This is a genomic window from Butyricicoccus sp. OF10-2 (assembly GCF_003481925.1).
GTDB lineage: Bacteria > Bacillota > Clostridia > Oscillospirales > Butyricicoccaceae > Agathobaculum > Agathobaculum butyriciproducens.
This window is the reverse complement of record NZ_QUMC01000004.1, coordinates 19,724-35,719: the sequence shown is the minus strand read 5'-3', so window position 1 is coordinate 35,719 and position 15,996 is coordinate 19,724. Positions and strand designations below refer to the sequence as shown.

General features: G+C 56.7%; 21 protein-coding genes and 1 other RNA gene. 10 read left to right on the top strand and 12 right to left on the bottom strand.

From position 1 onward, the window contains the following. Positions 1-40: 40 nt before the first annotated feature. Both DXB00_RS03490 and DXB00_RS03485 read right to left on the bottom strand, forming a co-directional pair. Complete coding sequence (locus DXB00_RS03490; RefSeq protein ID WP_119214524.1) at positions 41-1,456, bottom strand: alanine/glycine:cation symporter family protein; 1,416 nt, start codon at positions 1,454-1,456, stop codon at positions 41-43. A 109-nt stretch (positions 1,457-1,565) separates the two neighbouring features. Beyond that, positions 1,566-2,198 (bottom strand): alpha/beta hydrolase-fold protein, encoded by a 633-nt coding sequence (locus DXB00_RS03485; protein ID WP_117751615.1) that lies wholly within the window; start codon positions 2,196-2,198, stop codon positions 1,566-1,568. A 132-nt stretch (positions 2,199-2,330) separates the two neighbouring features. Between DXB00_RS03485 and glpK the strand changes: the two genes are divergently transcribed. After that, on the top strand, positions 2,331-3,818 hold the full coding sequence (gene glpK, locus DXB00_RS03480; RefSeq protein WP_118729606.1) for a glycerol kinase GlpK: 1,488 nt from the start codon (positions 2,331-2,333) through the stop codon (positions 3,816-3,818). Between the two features lie 69 nt (positions 3,819-3,887). Here the strand turns inward: glpK and DXB00_RS16980 are convergent, their stop codons facing one another. The 8 genes from DXB00_RS16980 to DXB00_RS03445 form a co-directional block, all read right to left on the bottom strand. Continuing rightward, positions 3,888-4,043 (bottom strand): hypothetical protein, encoded by a 156-nt coding sequence (locus tag DXB00_RS16980; protein ID WP_243022687.1) that lies wholly within the window; start codon positions 4,041-4,043, stop codon positions 3,888-3,890. Next, positions 4,040-4,315 (bottom strand): HAD hydrolase-like protein, encoded by a 276-nt coding sequence (locus DXB00_RS16975; protein WP_243022685.1) that lies wholly within the window; start codon positions 4,313-4,315, stop codon positions 4,040-4,042. The genes DXB00_RS16980 and DXB00_RS16975 overlap by 4 nt, the downstream gene beginning before the upstream one ends. Next, a complete protein-coding gene (locus tag DXB00_RS03470; protein ID WP_119214523.1) occupies positions 4,312-4,767 on the bottom strand; it encodes a hypothetical protein in 456 nt (151 codons plus the stop codon). Before DXB00_RS03470 ends, DXB00_RS16975 begins: the two co-directional genes overlap by 4 nt. Next, the gene (locus DXB00_RS16970) at positions 4,764-4,973 is read right to left on the bottom strand and encodes a hypothetical protein (RefSeq protein WP_243022683.1); all 210 of its coding nucleotides are present in this window, start codon (positions 4,971-4,973) and stop codon (positions 4,764-4,766) included. Before DXB00_RS16970 ends, DXB00_RS03470 begins: the two co-directional genes overlap by 4 nt. A 108-nt stretch (positions 4,974-5,081) precedes the next feature. Further along, complete coding sequence (locus DXB00_RS03460; protein ID WP_337764215.1) at positions 5,082-5,303, bottom strand: ATP-binding cassette domain-containing protein; 222 nt, start codon at positions 5,301-5,303, stop codon at positions 5,082-5,084. Positions 5,304-5,531: 228 nt separating this feature from the next. Continuing rightward, positions 5,532-6,206 (bottom strand): response regulator, encoded by a 675-nt coding sequence (locus tag DXB00_RS03455; RefSeq protein ID WP_118729604.1) that lies wholly within the window; start codon positions 6,204-6,206, stop codon positions 5,532-5,534. Between the two features lie 12 nt (positions 6,207-6,218). Next, positions 6,219-7,361, bottom strand: coding sequence for a sensor histidine kinase (locus DXB00_RS03450; RefSeq protein WP_147359182.1), 1,143 nt, complete (start codon positions 7,359-7,361; stop codon positions 6,219-6,221). A gap of 11 nt (positions 7,362-7,372) precedes the next feature. Next, positions 7,373-7,840, bottom strand: a complete 468-nt coding sequence (locus DXB00_RS03445; protein ID WP_119214521.1) for a hypothetical protein — start codon at positions 7,838-7,840, stop codon at positions 7,373-7,375. Between the two features lie 197 nt (positions 7,841-8,037). Here DXB00_RS03445 and DXB00_RS03440 point away from each other — a divergent pair, with 197 nt between their 5' ends. The 9 genes from DXB00_RS03440 (at position 8,038) to DXB00_RS17895 (ending at position 14,712) form a co-directional block, all read left to right on the top strand. Further along, complete coding sequence (locus tag DXB00_RS03440) at positions 8,038-8,724, top strand: F0F1 ATP synthase subunit A (protein WP_118729602.1); 687 nt, start codon at positions 8,038-8,040, stop codon at positions 8,722-8,724. Between the two features lie 32 nt (positions 8,725-8,756). Next, the gene (gene atpE, locus DXB00_RS03435; RefSeq protein WP_110436420.1) at positions 8,757-8,972 is read left to right on the top strand and encodes an ATP synthase F0 subunit C; all 216 of its coding nucleotides are present in this window, start codon (positions 8,757-8,759) and stop codon (positions 8,970-8,972) included. A 15-nt stretch (positions 8,973-8,987) separates the two neighbouring features. After that, a complete protein-coding gene (atpF, locus tag DXB00_RS03430) occupies positions 8,988-9,479 on the top strand; it encodes a F0F1 ATP synthase subunit B (RefSeq protein WP_118729601.1) in 492 nt (163 codons plus the stop codon). Next, positions 9,476-9,982 (top strand): ATP synthase delta subunit family protein, encoded by a 507-nt coding sequence (locus DXB00_RS03425; protein WP_118729600.1) that lies wholly within the window; start codon positions 9,476-9,478, stop codon positions 9,980-9,982. Before atpF ends, DXB00_RS03425 begins: the two co-directional genes overlap by 4 nt. A gap of 14 nt (positions 9,983-9,996) precedes the next feature. Further along, a complete protein-coding gene (gene atpA, locus DXB00_RS03420) occupies positions 9,997-11,505 on the top strand; it encodes a F0F1 ATP synthase subunit alpha (protein WP_117489330.1) in 1,509 nt (502 codons plus the stop codon). Continuing rightward, the gene (atpG, locus tag DXB00_RS03415) at positions 11,493-12,446 is read left to right on the top strand and encodes an ATP synthase F1 subunit gamma (protein ID WP_119214520.1); all 954 of its coding nucleotides are present in this window, start codon (positions 11,493-11,495) and stop codon (positions 12,444-12,446) included. Before atpA ends, atpG begins: the two co-directional genes overlap by 13 nt. Before the next feature lie 17 nt (positions 12,447-12,463). After that, positions 12,464-13,861 carry a F0F1 ATP synthase subunit beta gene (gene atpD / locus DXB00_RS03410; RefSeq protein ID WP_117750962.1) on the top strand — a complete coding sequence of 466 codons (1,398 nt, stop codon included), beginning with the start codon at positions 12,464-12,466 and terminating at the stop codon, positions 13,859-13,861. Beyond that, on the top strand, positions 13,861-14,259 hold the full coding sequence (gene atpC, locus DXB00_RS03405; protein WP_110436414.1) for an ATP synthase F1 subunit epsilon: 399 nt from the start codon (positions 13,861-13,863) through the stop codon (positions 14,257-14,259). The genes atpD and atpC overlap by 1 nt, the downstream gene beginning before the upstream one ends. 201 nt (positions 14,260-14,460) lie before the next feature. Further along, positions 14,461-14,712, top strand: coding sequence for a hypothetical protein (locus DXB00_RS17895; RefSeq protein ID WP_118729599.1), 252 nt, complete (start codon positions 14,461-14,463; stop codon positions 14,710-14,712). A 247-nt stretch (positions 14,713-14,959) separates the two neighbouring features. On the opposite strand, the gene ssrA is transcribed toward DXB00_RS17895, so the two are convergent. Both ssrA and smpB read right to left on the bottom strand, forming a co-directional pair. Next, positions 14,960-15,313, bottom strand: a transfer-messenger RNA (tmRNA) gene (gene ssrA / locus DXB00_RS03395). A 66-nt stretch (positions 15,314-15,379) separates the two neighbouring features. After that, positions 15,380-15,850 (bottom strand): SsrA-binding protein SmpB, encoded by a 471-nt coding sequence (gene smpB / locus DXB00_RS03390; RefSeq protein ID WP_117490323.1) that lies wholly within the window; start codon positions 15,848-15,850, stop codon positions 15,380-15,382. Positions 15,851-15,996: the final 146 nt, after the last annotated feature.

Sequence of the window (15,996 nt, the reverse complement as noted above, 5' to 3'; positions counted from 1 at the left end):
ACAGGTTTTATCCTTGTGCAGCAGTCCTTTTCTTATGCGCTTATTTCCAGAAATCAGTTTCTTCCTTGATGCCAATGTTCTTCGCGTGAAATACCGGATTCTCACCGCGCTTGCGGCTTGCAACGTAATCATTCAAGCACCTGATTGCCGTGCCGCCAAGAATCAGGATAGTCGGCACGTTGACTACGACGATCATACCCTGCAGCATATCCGCAGTATCCCAGACCAGACCGGCGTTTGCAATCGCACCGATGAACACGATGGCCGTAGCAAACAGACGGAAGAGGAGCAGCTCATGCTTTTTGATGTTGCGATGCAGGATGAACTCCAGACAGCCCTCGCAGTATGAGTAGTTGCCGAGCAGCGTGGTGAACGCGAACAGCATCATCGCCACAGCAAGGAACACCGGACCTGCCGTACCGAGCGTGGATGCGATAGCATTCTGTACATAAACCGCACCGGCGATTTCCTCGGTCGGAACAACGCTGGTGGACAGACACATGAACGCCGTTGCCGTACAGATGAGCAGCGTGTCGATGAATACGGACAGCATCTGCACCAGACCCTGCTTGGCCGGATGGGAAACAGATGCGGTTGCGGCTGCATTCGGTGCAGAACCCATACCTGCTTCATTCGAGTACAGACCGCGCTTCACGCCGTACATGATGCAGCTGCCGGAGAAGCCGCCCATCACGGACTGGAAGTCAAATGCGTTGCGGAAGATCGACGCGAACATGCCCGGTACATTCCTGATGTTCAGGAAGATGATGAGCAGCGAAACCAGTACATACAGGATACCCATGAACGGAACAAGGATTTCGGTGATGCTTGCCAGACGCTTTGCGCCGCCGAGTACCATTACACCGAACAGGAACGCCAGAATGACGCCGATGAACGCCGGCGTGATAACCGGATGGTAGAACTTGAACACCGAGAATGTGGACTGCAGATTGTACGCTGCCAGCATGTTATAGCCGACTGCGTAGATCAGGATGATGAGCACCGAGAAGATGACACCCATCCAGCGCTTGCCGAGTGCATCGCGCATGTAGTACGCAGGACCGCCGTAGCAGCTGCCGTCCGGTGCACGCTTTTTGTAAATCTGCGCGAGCGTAGACTCGATGAAGGCGGTTGCACCGCCGAGCAGTGCGGTTACCCACATCCAGAAGATAGCGCCCGGTCCGCCGAGGCAGATTGCCGTGGATACACCGATGATGTTGCCCGTGCCGACACGTGACGCGGTGGAGATCATGAGTGCGCCGAACGAGGAAATGCTCCCCTCGCTTTCCGGCTTCTCCATGATGACCTTGCACGCGTCCCTGAACAGACGAATCTGGATGAACCTGCAGCGGAACGTGAAATAAATGCCGCTGACTACCAGCAACAACGGCACAAACCACGGCTGATACAGCACATCCGATATCGCTGCGATAACGGAGTTGATCGTTTCCAACATAATTTCTATTCCCTTTCCAAAGTACTTTTGTTATCGGTTGTAGTCAACCGGTAACATTTATTTATTATTATACAGGAATCCGACAGACTTCTCAAGCATAAGTTATACCTTAATAAAATAAGTGTTCCAGTACCCACGCAAACGCCTTTGCCGTGCGGCAGTCCGGCTGCTGAAAATGCCCGCCGCTGTTCCATTCCAGTGTGCAGCTTACGTTTTTCTCCTGCAGGAGCGCATACGCTGCCCGCATGCGGTCACCGACGGCAGCCATCACCGGATTGCGCGTCTTTTCCTCGCGGTTGCCCAGGCTGAGATAGACGGCAGCGCTGTGCAGATCATGCGCCTGCATGTACTCCAGAAATTTCGGAAACCACAGAGACGGCGAGGCTGCCGCGATGCCGGAAAAACGGTCGGTCCGATATGCGCTCCACAGGGCAAACAGCCCTGCCATCGAGTACCCGCCGATGATGTATCGTCTGTCTGCGTCCTCACACAGCGGCAGGATTTCGCGGAGCAGTGCCGCAGCACCGTCTCCGAAGTCCTCATGACCGAAAACCGCCGGTGCGCACCACGGAGACAGGTCATTGTTCCAGCTTTCAACCTTGACGGCAATCAAACGGAACGGCTGTGCAGTCAGCCGCTTGATCTCACGAATTTCGTTCTCGATGGCCGGCAGGTCGTGATCCCCAACCGGCTGCAGCAGCACGTTTTTCGCATTCGGCTCGCCGTATTCATAAATTCTCATGCAATCCCCTTCTTCTATGCATTTTTCGCACTGATTTTACCACAAAATGCACTGCACCGTCAAATTTGCAGCGATTGACAATCCGCGTCCGCAACGGTATGATAGATGCAAAGAGTAAAAGGAGTTTCCGCTATGGGAAAATATATACTGGCGCTCGATCAGGGCACGACAAGCTCACGAGCGATCTTATTTGACAGCGAACAGAATATTCTCGCCATCCGGCAGCATGAGCTGACCCAGCACTATCCGCACGAGGGCTGGGTCGAGCAGGACCCGATGGAAATCTGGTCCACGCAGTATGCAGCTATGCTCGAGGTGCTGGCGGCAGCCGATGTTTCTCCGTCCGATGTGGCGGGCATCGGCATCACCAACCAGCGCGAGACGACCATCCTGTGGGATAAAAATACCGGACGGCCGATTCACAACGCTATCGTCTGGCAGTGCCGCCGCACAGCGGATATTGTGGACAGGCTGGTGCAGGACGGTCTGTCCGGGCACATCCGACGTACGACCGGTCTGGTGCCGGATGCGTATTTTTCGGGAACGAAAATCAAGTGGCTGCTCGACCATGTGGAGGGCGCACGAGAGAAGGCCGAGCGCGGAGAAATCCTGTTCGGCACGGTGGATTCCTGGCTGGTGTGGAAGCTGACCGGCGGCAAGGTGCACATCACGGACGCGACCAATGCCGCACGCACGATGATCTTCGACATTCACCGTCTGGACTGGGACGATACCCTGCTCCACGCGCTCGATATTCCCCGGGCGATGCTGCCGCGCGTGTGCTCCTCGAGCGAGGTGTACGGTTCTGTTTCCCTGCCGGGCGGCGATATTCCGATTGCAGGCATTGCGGGCGACCAGCAGGCGGCACTGTTCGGTCAGACCTGCTTTGCGGCAGGCGATGCGAAAAACACCTACGGCACGGGCTGTTTTCTGCTGATGAACACCGGCACGTCCGCTTGCGAGAGCGAAAACGGCCTGCTGACCACCATCGGCATTCAAATCAGCGGAGAGACGCAGTACGCGCTCGAGGGCAGCGTGTTTGTCGGCGGCGCCGTCATCCAGTGGCTGCGGGATGAGATGCGCTTTTTCTCCGAGAGCCGCGATGCGGAATACTACGCGGGCAAGGTGAAGGACACCGGCGGCGTGTACCTCGTGCCTGCATTCACCGGTCTGGGCGCGCCGCATTGGGATATGTACGCACGCGGCTGTCTCATCGGTCTGACGCGCGGCACGACCCGCGAGCACATCATCCGCGCCGCACAGGAGTCCATCGCCTATCAGGTGAACGACCTGCTGACCGCCATGAAACGCGATACCGGCACTACCCTCTCCTCCCTTTCTGTGGACGGCGGTGCCAGCCGCGACAGCTTCCTGATGCAGTTCCAGAGCGATATTTCGGACTGCACGATTCGCCGTCCGGTCATCCGCGAAACGACCGCGCTCGGCGCATGCTATCTTGCCGGACTCGCGACCGGTGTGTGGCGCAGCCGCGAGGAGCTGAAGCAGCTCTGGCGATGCGATACGCTGTATGCGCCCTCGATGGACGAGAATAAACGCCGCAAGCTGCTCTCCGGCTGGGATAAGGCGGTTGGACGGTCGCTTGATTGGGCGGAGCATTAAAAACAGCAAAAAGCAAACCCGAAGTGCAGGCGTAAAACCTGCACTTCGGGTTTTGTATTTCAGTATGCTTTAATCGTTCGCCTGAATCCACGCGGGCAGCTGCTCGATGTTCAGCAGCACATCGTCCGCACCGGCCTCGAGGAACACCTGCCGCGCACGATCGAGTGCAGCCTGCTTTTTCTCAGCAGAGAGTGCCTCATAGGCTGCCTGCGTCATGCCCATCACACTGCTGCCTCGAGCACGCCGAGCGAGCGGACACCGGCATTCCTGCCTTCCTGAATGTCAGACACAGTGTCACCGACCTTGACGACCACCTGCACGGACGGCACCTGGAATTTCTGCATGTTGGCAAAAATCATATACGGGTTCGGGCGGCCCAGACCGTCCACCGAATCCGGGCTGAACCACGCGTCCGGTGCGTAGCCCTGTTTTGCCGCATTTTCGGTGACAACTGCCATCATTGCATCGGTATAACCGGTCATGGAGCCGATTTTCAAACCCATTGCTGCTTGATGTAGTCATACATCTCGCGGAAGCCATAGATATTGAACAGCTGACGGCCGAACACCCGTGTCAGCAGGCCCTGTTTGCCGAAGGAATAAATGATGGCAAAGCCGTAGGTGATGGTCGGCAGGTACATCGGCAGGGTTGCGATTGCCTGCAGAGCCTGTTTGAGCGGACGCGCAATACGCGGGTAATGAATTGCGTAAGCAATGACGAATGCGATTGTCGTTGCCAGTACAGCCGCTGCCGCCGATACGCGGAAGCTGTTGCCGAGTGTCCGTCCGAAGCCCTTGCTGTGCAGCACCGAGGTGTAAAACCCGGTCGTGATGCCGTTATCCAGAAAGGATTTTCCGAACAGCTTGAGCACCGGCACGGCCAGAAATATAAGGAACAGCAGTGCGATTACACCAAAGATCACATGCAGCTCCCTGTTATGTCGTTTCATGCCGCGTTACACCACCGCTCCGATCGCTGCCGTGCTGCGAACAATGCGTAAATATTATTGCGCTTGATCTCAAGCTGATTGAGGATAAACTTGCGCACGAAGTCGTTGTTCGGACGGTTTTTCAGTCCGTACAGGACATTGTGCTGCACATCCAGATTGGGAAACAGCGCATAATCCTGAAATACAATGTTAAGGCAACACCGCACAATTAAAGCTGCGGCGCTTTGCGGAAATTTCGCGCCCTGACTTTGTTGCGATTTCACGGTAATACGTCAAGTATTACCGCAAAACCGCGCCTCGTCAGTACGCAAAATTTACTCGCAAATCGCTCTTGTCCAATTATGCAGTATTGCCTTAAATCCGCGTTTCTCCATCGGCGTATATGTGATATCCTGTCCGTTATAGCGGATGGAGCCGCTGTCCGCGCCGATAATGCTGAGGATCAGGTTGAGCAGCGTGGTTTTGCCGCAGCCGGACGGACCGAGAATGGAGACAATTTCACCGTCCTCAATACGCAGCGAAATATCCTTCAGCACCTCTGTGCCGTCGAATGCTTTGCGAATATGCTCCTAACATAAGCTGTTGTACTCCCTTCTTGTTTTCAACGGTTTCCATTGTAACCGAACAATCGGTGCCGCTTCTAACGCTTGCGCATCAAGTTCTTATCAAAATCCTGTAAAGTGAGGTCGGGAAATGTAAAGTAAAAATCCTCCGTAAAACGGAGGATTTTTACAACACTCATCTTATATAGAATGATATAGGATTTATTTCCGCAGAAAATACACCAGACACGGTCGTCCGCCGGTGCGGTAATCCATCTCACTGCCAATAACCTGCTGTTCAGTCAGGTAATTCATATACCGGCGCACAGTGACAACTGACAAGCCAACATGCGATGCGATCTCATCACTGGTATGCCGTGTATCCGGCGCAGCCCGCAGATATGCCTCAATGCGCGAAAGCGTCTGGCTCTGCAAACCTTTTGGCGGCGTGACAGGCTGTGTCGGCATCGCAGCCTGAAACAGCGTATGATCGAGCGCCTCCTGACTGAAGCTGTCGCGCTGCACGCTCTCTCTCCGGCGGCAGAACACGTCCAGCGCCTGCCGGAACCGCTCATATGCGAATGGTTTGACCAGATAATCCACTGCACCCAGTCGCGCGGCATCGTTGACCGTTTTTGCGTCATTCGCCGAAGTGACCATGATGACATCCGCGTCCACACCTTCCGCGCGAAGCTGCAGCAGCAGTTCGGTGCCGCTCATCTGCGGCATGTAAACATCTAAAATAATCAGGTCGATCGGGTTGCGCTGCAGCCAAAACAGCGCCGGATGCGCCGCTGAAAACGTCTGCACGACGGCAAACCGGCTGTCCTGCTCGATACACCGGCGGTTGAGCCGTGTAATCATCGGATCGTCCTCAATAATAACCGTTGTGTACATCGGATTTCCTCCTTACTGCTGTCCGTTTGCGGATTCCGCAACCGTAATGATGAACGAGCTGCCGATTCCCGGCTCGGATTCGACGCGAATCGTTCCGTGGAACGCGTTCACGGTTTCCTTGACGAGTGACAGACCGGTGCCTCTGCCCTCGCCCTTGGTGGAAAAGCCGCGCTCGAAAATGCGGTCCAGCTTATCGGCGGCAATGCCTGCACCGCTGTCGTCCACGCTGATGAGCATGCCGTGCTCTCCCTCGCGAATGCTGACCGTCACTTCCTTCTGTGCGTTTTCCGGTGCATCCCGCAGTGCGTCAAACGCATTCTCAGTCAGGTTTCCAAGAATGGTGATCAGACTGCTCGCCGGAAGATACTGTCCGTCTCCATGCAGCTCACTCGCCGGGTCGAGCACAAACCGGATGCCCAGCTCTGCCGCACGATACGCCTTGCCGATCAGCAGCGCCGCAACCGACGGCTCCCGAATACGCTCAGAAATATAGCCGATCGAGTGTGCGCGCGTCTGCGTTAAATGCAGCACATAGTCCTCCGCCTGCTTGTACTCGCCCAGCTGTAACAGACCGAGAATCACATGCAGCTTGTTGGTAAACTCATGCGTATACGCCCGCAGCGCACCGACAATGTGCTGCACGCCGGTCAAATCCTGCGCCAGTCGCGTGACCTCGGTCCGGTTGCGGAAAATAGCGATAACACCCTCCACCTTGCCGTCCCGCCAAAGCGGCATACGGTCGGAAATTACCGAAACGTGCTTGATGGACTCCAGACCGATGTTGTATTCACTTTTGCCGGTCTGCAGCACGCGCGCCATCGTCGAGCGCGGATAGACCGTCTTTAACGGCTGACCGAGTGCATCCTTCACCTTGATTTTGAGAATATCCGCTGCCGCACGGTTCATATAGGTGATCATGCTGTGTTCGTCGATCGCCATCAGACCCTCATCCAATGCATCCAGAATATCCATGCGCTGCAGAAACAGCTGACGGAACGCGTCCGGCTCATAGCCCAGCAGTTCCCGCTTGACCCGCTTGGAAAACCGCACGCTGAGCAGACTGCCGATGCCAAGCGCGAACAGCGTGATGAGCAGATACGACAGCAGCACACGCAGCACCGTCCGATGGTAGGAGCGCAGATACAGCCCTGCCATGACGATACCGGTCACCTGCCGTTTTCATCGCGCATGACAGCATAGGCACAGCGATCCGCGCCGTCCGGCATCTCATCGTTCGAGAGCACCGGCTTTTCCTCGCTGCACAGGCGGCTGACCGTATCCGCTTTCAGTTCGGGCAGCAAAGATGCGTCGCCTGTACCGGACACGAGATCGTAAAACACTGTCGGCTTGCCCTTAATATCATACACGCCGAGCATATCCACTTCAGATACACGCCGTACGGTCCGCGCCAAATACTGCTGTGCGTTATCTGCCCGAATATCCTCGATCAGCAGCGGCGCATCTGCCGCCATCTGCGCTGCATTGGACAGCAGCTGGTCGCGCGTCCGCACCTCCTGATACAGGCCGATGCCCAAACCGACCGACGTGGACAGCAGCACCACCACCGCAATGCACAGGATCAGCATCCGGCGCACCTGCCGGTGCAGTGAGCCGGAGGAACGTGCATTTATCAAATTCATCCACTCCTTTTAAGAAGATACTTCATATCATAACACACTGGTCAACATTCATCAAATCCCCTCTGCAGATTTATGCAAATCTGTCAAATTGCGCGGGTTAATTTTTTTTAGTTTCATAAGCTTGCGTAAACTCCGACAGGTTTTTACAATAAGCGCGTAAACCAACTTATAGACAAACGAGGTGATGCCCTTTGGGTGAAATCAAAGCGGAATTGAATGCCGAACTGCAAACCCATATTGCGTTCGAGATTCCGCTGTTCGGCGGAATACCGGTTCCGGAATCCGCTGTGGTAAGCTGGGCAATCATAGTTGTGCTGACCCTGCTTGCCATCTGGCTGACGCACGGACTGCGCAAGCGTCCCGGGCGAAAGCAGATCGCCGCAGAGATGCTGGTGGGCTTCATCAACAATTTCTGCCGCGACACACTGGGCGACAAATACTGGCGCACCTTCGCTCCGTACCTTGGCACGGTAGGCCTGTATCTTGCGCTGGCGAACATGGCCGGTCTGTTCGGCGTAACGCCGCCGACCAAAGACCTGAACGTCACCGCCGGTCTGGCGATCATGAGCGCCCTGCTGATCTACGGCTCGCAGTTCCGGTTCCACGGTCTGCGCGGCGGACTGAAAAAGTTCAGCGAACCGGTTTCGGTCGTCACGCCGCTCAACATTATGGAGATCGGCATTCGGCCTTTGTCGCTCTGCATGCGACTGTTCGGCAACATTTTCGCCGGATTCGTTATCATGGAGCTGGTCAAAATGGCCATTCCGGTCGTTGTCCCCATCCCGCTGAGCCTGTATTTCGATGTATTCGACGGTATGATACAGGCAATCGTATTTGTATTCCTGACAACACTTTTTCTGTCGGAATCGCTTGAGTAACCACTGTTTTATCTGAGAAAGGATCACAAAAAATGAGTATTGCTATTGGTGCAGCTATTGCAGTTATGACCGGCATCGGCGCCGGTCTCGGTATCGGCTATGCAACCGCGAAATCCTCGGAAGCCATTGCACGTCAGCCGGAGGCCTCCGGCCAGATCAGCAAAAACCTGATCCTCGGCTGTGCACTGGCCGAGGCAACCGCCATCTACGGTTTTCTGATCGGTATCCTGCTTATCTTCATGAATTGATCGGGGTGAGATCGAATGATCCTCAATCTAAATTCGCAGATTATCTGGGTGTTTGTTGATCTGCTCATCCTGTTCGTGCTGATGAAGAAATTCCTGTTCGGACCCATCACAAAAATGCTCGATGACCGTGCGCAGCAGGTGTCGGACACGCTCGATCAGGCGGACAAACGTCTCGCCGAGGCTGAGCAGCAGCAAAACGCGCACGCCGCACAGCTTGCTTCCGCAAAGCAGGAGGCAGCGCAAATCATCGAGGATGCCCGCACGCGCGGTCAGCAGGAGTACGACCGGCTGGTTGCAGAAGCGCAGACCGCTGTGCAGCGGCTGGACGAGCAGGCTGCCCGCCGTCGGGAATCCGAGCGGACGCAGATGCTCCGTGAGGCGAAAAAGGAGATTGCCGCTCTCGTTCTGCTGACCACCGCCAAGGTATCCCAGCGGACGCTGAACAGCGACACCGACCGCGCCATGATCGATGATTTTCTGCGGGAAGAAACGGAGGCCGCGCGATGAACTCGACCGCCGTACAGTATGCCGGTGCCCTGCGTCATACCGGCTGCACGCTGAGCAATCTGCAGCGAACCACCGATTATCTGACCGGCTGTGCGCCGCTGTGGGACGCGCTGTGCTCGCCTGCCGTTTGTGCGCGGGAGAAAAAAGCTGTGCTGTCCCGCCTGCCCGATTTTGACACGATGGGCGAGCTGAAGCACTTTTATCTGCTGCTGGCGGACAAAAACCGCTTTGCGCTCCTGCCGGAGATCGTCCGGCAGTTCCGCCTGCTTGAGCTGCGCGACCGCGGCGAGGGCCTGTGCGTATTCCGCTGTGCCCGCGAACCGGATGATGAATCACTGAGTTCGCTTGCCAAACTGCTGTGCGCACGGCATGGCTGCCGCGCGGTTACGTTTGAAATCGTGCAGGACGACACGCTGCTCGGCGGCTTTACTGCCGAAATCGACGGCGTAACCTACGATAAAAGCGTGCGCGGACAGCTTCGCGCACTGGCGCATGACCTGTAAAGGGGTGAAAACCATTGAACCATTCAGATGAGATTTTATCTATTCTCCGCGAGGAGATTGAACAATATGACAACCGTACGCGCTGCGACGAAACCGGCACGGTCATCGAGGTCGGCGACGGTATCGCCACCGTTTACGGTCTAAACCGCGCTGTATACGGCGAACTGGTGCAGTTTGACACCGGTGTGCACGGCATCGTGCTCGACCTTAAACGCGACAGCGTCGGCGTGGTACTGCTCGGCAGCGAGGACGGCCTGCATGAAGGCTCGGCGGTCAGCCGCACCGGACGTGCGGCTGACGTTCCGGTCGGCGATGCGATGATCGGCCGCACGGTCAACGCCCTCGGTGAACCGATTGACGGCCTTGGACCGATTGAAACGACCGAGCGCCGTCCGATCGAGCGAGAGGCTTCGGGTGTGGTATCGCGTGAGCCGGTAAACCAGCCGATGCAGACCGGCATCCTTGCCATTGACGCGATGGTGCCGATCGGACGCGGTCAGCGCGAGCTGATCATCGGCGACCGCCAGACCGGCAAAACGTCCATTGCCATCGACACCATCCTGAACCAGAAGGGGCAGGATATGATCTGCATTTACGTTGCCATCGGCCAGAAGGCATCCACAGTGGCGCGCCTGCGCGGCACGCTCGAGAAATACGGCGCACTCGATTACAGCATCATTGTTTCTGCCACTGCAGCAGACGGTGCGCCGCAGCAGTATATCGCGCCGTATGCCGGCGCCGCTATCGGCGAGTATTTCATGAGTCAGGGCCGCGATGTGCTCATCGTGTATGATGATCTATCCAAGCACGCGGTCGCTTACCGCACGCTGTCGCTGCTGCTGCGCCGCTCGCCCGGCCGTGAGGCGTATCCGGGCGACGTATTCTACCTGCATTCCCGTCTGCTCGAGCGTGCCTGCCGCCTGACGCCGGAGTACGGCGGCGGCTCGATGACCGCGCTTCCTATCATTGAAACGCTGGCAGGCGATGTTTCCGCCTACATTCCGACCAACGTCATTTCCATCACGGACGGTCAAATTTATCTGGAAAACGACCTGTTCTTTGCCGGTCAGCGTCCGGCGATCAACGTTGGCCTGTCGGTATCGCGTGTCGGCGGTGCGGCACAGACCAAGGCCATCAAGAAAACCGCCGGTACGCTGCGTATCGATCTTGCTCGCTTCCGCGAGTTGGAGGTATTCACCCAGTTCAGCTCGGATCTGGACAAGGACACTCAGCAGGCCCTCGAGCACGGCAAACGCCTGATGGAAATCCTCAAGCAGCCGCTGTGCCACCCGATGCCGGTATGGCGGCAGGCGGTTATCCTGTATGCTGCGACCAACGGTCTGCTGAGCGATGTTCCGCTCGACCGGGTACGCGATTTTGTGCAGAAATTTGCCGACAGTCTGCCCGATTCCCTGCTGACAGAGATTCAGTCCACCGGTACCCTGACCGGCACGGCTGCCGAGCAGATCCGGGAAGCCCTGAAAACCTATAAAGATCAGGTGAGTGCAGCATGGCAGGCATAAAGGAGATCCGCACCCGCATTGACAGTGTGCAGCAAACACTCAAGATCACAAACGCGATGTACCTGATCTCGTCCTCCAAGCTGCGCAAGGCAAGGCAGCAGCTGAACAATGTGCAGCCGTATTTTCTCAAGATCAGCTCCACGATTGCCGATATTCTGCACCATTCCCCTGAAATCGAGCATATTTATTTCGACAAGCGGCCCGAGGTCAAGCACCGCAAGTCCGGCTACATCGTTATCACGGGCGACAAGGGACTGGCCGGTGCGTACAATCACAACGTGCTGCGTCTGGCCGAGAAGCATCTTGCACAGGAGGACGATCCAACGCTGTTCCTCATCGGTCAGATGGGCCGCGCGTACTTCGCCGAACGCGACATTCGCGTGGACGGCGAGTTCATGTTCACCGTGCAGGACCCGACGATTGCCCGTGCGCGGGACATTGCGGATATTTTCATCCGTCTGTTCCGCGAAGGTCAGCTCGACGACGTGTATGTCGTCTACACCGAAATGGTAACGCCTATGCGGCTTGAGCCGCGCGTGCAGAAGCTGCTGCCGCTCGACATTGACGCGTTCCCATGGGAGCCGCGTCCGAGTGAACACGGACCGTATCATCAGATGGTGCAGTATGTGCCCTCGGCAGACCGCGTACTCGAGCACCTCGTGCCCGGCTATGTCAAGGGTGAGCTGTTCGGCGCGCTGGTCGAGTCCTTCTGTGCCGAGCAGAATGCCCGCATGACGGCAATGGACTCCGCGACCGACAACGCACGCGATATGCTCAAATCGCTGTCACTGCACTACAACCGCGCACGGCAGTCCGCCATCACGCAGGAGATCACCGAGATCGTCGGCGGCACACAGGGCAGCGCCGCGGAAACACCGCAGCCCCGCCGTCCGATTCCGACGCGGACCGTCCGCTTTCTCGCAGACGGCAGACGCGCATAGAAAGTGAGGAAATTACTATGAAACGCAAAGGTACCGTGGTACAGGTAACAGGTCCGGTTGTGGACGTTGCTTTTGACGGCGGCAGCCTGCCTGAGATAAATGAAGCACTCTCCGTTGCACCGGACGGACAGCCGCGCATGATGGAGGTCGCACAGCACGTCGGCGGCGACACCGTGCGCTGCATCATGCTCTCCCCGAGTGAGGGCATCGGCCGCGGCGACGAGGTGCTGTCCACCGGTCACACGATTGAAGCGCCGGTCGGTGAAGCGACCCTTGGACGCATGTTCAACGTGCTCGGTCAGCCGATCGACGAAAAGGGCGATGTAAACGCACCGGAAAAGTGGTCCATCCACCGTGCGCCGCCGGATTTTGCACAGCAGAACCCGACGACCGAGATTCTCGAGACCGGCATCAAGGTCATCGACCTGCTCGCGCCGTATGCCAAGGGCGGCAAGATTGGTCTGTTCGGCGGCGCCGGTGTCGGCAAGACCGTGCTCATTCAGGAGCTGATTCACAACATCGCCACCGAGCACGGCGGCTACTCCATCTTCACCGGTGTCGGCGAACGCACGCGAGAGGGCAACGACCTGTGGCGCGAGATGGCGGAATCCGGCGTACTGAGCAAGACCGCGCTCGTGTTCGGACAGATGAACGAACCGCCCGGAGCGCGTATGCGCGTTGCACTGACCGGTCTGACCATGGCGGAATACTTCCGCGATGTGAAAAAGCAGAACGTGCTGCTGTTTATCGACAATATTTTCCGCTATGTACAGGCAGGCTCGGAGATTTCCGCACTGATGGGCCGCATGCCCTCGGCGGTCGGCTACCAGCCGACGCTGGCTGATGAGGTCGGTGCTCTGCAGGAGCGTATCGCCTCCACCAAGGACGGCGCAATCACGTCCGTGCAGGCGGTCTACGTTCCGGCGGATGACCTGACCGACCCGGCTCCGGCGACCACGTTTACCCACCTGGACGCCAAGACCGTCCTCTCCCGTAAGATTGTCGAGCAGGGCATCTACCCTGCCGTTGACCCTCTGGATTCCACCTCGCGTATCCTCGAGCCGGATATTGTCGGTGAGCGGCATTACAAGGTCGCACGCGGCGCACAGGAGCTGCTGCAGCGTTACCGCGAACTGCAGGACATCATCGCCATCCTCGGTATGGAGGAGCTTGGTGCAGACGACCGCCGCATTGTCGATCGTGCCCGCCGCATGCAGCAGTATTTCTCGCAGCCGTTCTCGGTTGCCGAGCAGTTTACCGGTCTGGAAGGGCGCTATGTAACGCTTGAGGACACCATCAGCGGCTTTGAAGCGCTGCTCGGCGGTGAACTTGACCAGTATCCGGAGGCTGCCTTCTCCATGGTCGGCACGGTAGACGAGGTCCACAAAAAGGCCAAGGATATGGGGGCACTCTGATGGAGAACACCTTCTATCTGGAGATCATCACGCCGGACCGGCAGTTTTACACCGGACCGGCAACCAATTTGACTATGCCTGCACTCGACGGTGAATACGGCGTGCAGCCGGGACATGAGCCGGTCGTTACCGCACTCCGTCCGGGTACGGTGCGGTTCCAGACAGACGGCACACCGCACGAGGTCGTTGTCAGCGACGGCTTCGCAGAAATTATGCCGGACTACTGCATTCTTCTGGTATCCAGCGCCGAACGTCCTGACGAAATCGACCGTGCGCGTGCCGAACGCGCCAAAGAGCGCGCGGAAGAACGGCTGCGCCAGAAGCAGAGTATTCGTGAATATCATCTCTCCAAAGCGGCTCTGGCCCGTGCTATGGCACGCCTGAAGGCTACCCGCTGACTCCCCTTTTTTATCGCCTGCTCCGATGTTATCAGATGGAACATCGGAGCAGGCGTTTTCGCAGACGCTTACGCTGACCAGTACAGGTGTCAGCACCTAAAAACTCAACCGACTTGAGCAATTCGTTGCTGATGATCGGTCTGGCTGCCGCACTCGCCTGCTGTGCCCTTACATTTCTACTCGGCGGCGCCTGGGTTCGAGATGATACTCGCGTTCTTCGGTGCAGGTATCGGCAACGCCGTGCGCTGTAAGCGGTCCAAGCACTACCTGATTCTTGTGCTCTGCACAACCGTTTCGGCCGCGGCGGCCTGTCCGGTGTACGCAGGCTGTCTCAAGATTGCCGAAATGACCTGCGGCATCGCCATGGTCAAGTCGGATATGCGGTCGGGTCTCGAACGGCATCATTCCTGCGCTGCCGCTCGGATTCATCCTCGCCCGCATTATGATGGATAAGATGTTCCGCCACTGCGCCTGATATCGCAGAAAAATCCCGCTGACCTAAAACCAGCGGGATTTTCCTGTTTTCTGCGTTTTCACAGCTGCAGAACTCCGTAACGCCCGCAAAATGCAGAAAAACCGCTGTGAAAATGCTCCGCAGCGGTTGCTTTTTATGCAGCTGAAACGGAAAAATCTTGATTTTATGCAGTTTTCGAGCATAGAAAAAGTCCACCGTAATTCTATCAAAATTACGGTGGACTTATGGTGGAGCCGAGGGGAGTTGAACCCCTGTCCGAAAGCGCATCCACGAGGACTTCTCCGGGCGCAGTTTGTCGATTAAAATTCCCGCCGCGGCACGCCGGCAAACAGGCTTACCGTTTTGGTAGAGTCATTTTACATGACGAGGGCAACTCTTACCTCGTACACGTTCACCACTAATCGACGCCGGGTCTCTGAGCCGTGGTCCTCTCTGAGCCGACGGGCTAAGCCTAATTAGGCAGCCTGAAGAGTATAATTGTTGTTGTTTAATTTATAAACAGTTGGAGCTTTTATCGCAGATCCCCACTGCGGCCCGCTATCCCGGCTTCAACACCCCCGTCGAACCCGTTACGGCCCCATTTGGAAATGGAGAATGAAAAATTGAGAATGGAGAATATTCTGCTCTCAGCTTTTCCATTTTTAATTAACGATTACGCTCTTTCATCGCACGGTCCATCTCGCGTTTTGCATCGCGTGCGGCGATACTGTCACGCTTATCGTGCAGCTTTTTGCCCTTGCACAGGCCGATTTCGACCTTCACACGCGAGCTTTTGAAATAAACCGCCAGCGGAATGACCGAATAGCCGTCCTGCTTGGTCTTGCTGAACAGGTTGACAATCTCACGCTTGTGCATAAGCAGCTTACGCACGCGCAACGGGTCCTTATTAAAGATATTACCCTTTTCGTACGGCGAAATATGCATGCCGCGCACGAAAATCTCACCGTCCTTGAACGAACAGTAGGAATCCTTGAGATTGATCTGTCCCAAACGGATAGACTTTACCTCGGTACCCGCAAGCTCGATGCCCGCTTCATACTTTTCCTCGACAAAGTAGTCATGCCATGCCTTTTTGTTGGCCGCAATCTGCTTTGTGCCCTTTTTGTCAACAGCCATGGCGAAACCTCCCTTACCGTGGTACATCTTATAATAACACGATTGCACGCATTTGTAAAGTTACGTCTGTGTTACAGAGTGTCCTCTCGTGCAGACGGTTTGCCTTTTTGCCGCAGACTGCGGCTGGGAGCGCCGCTGCGCGCGGC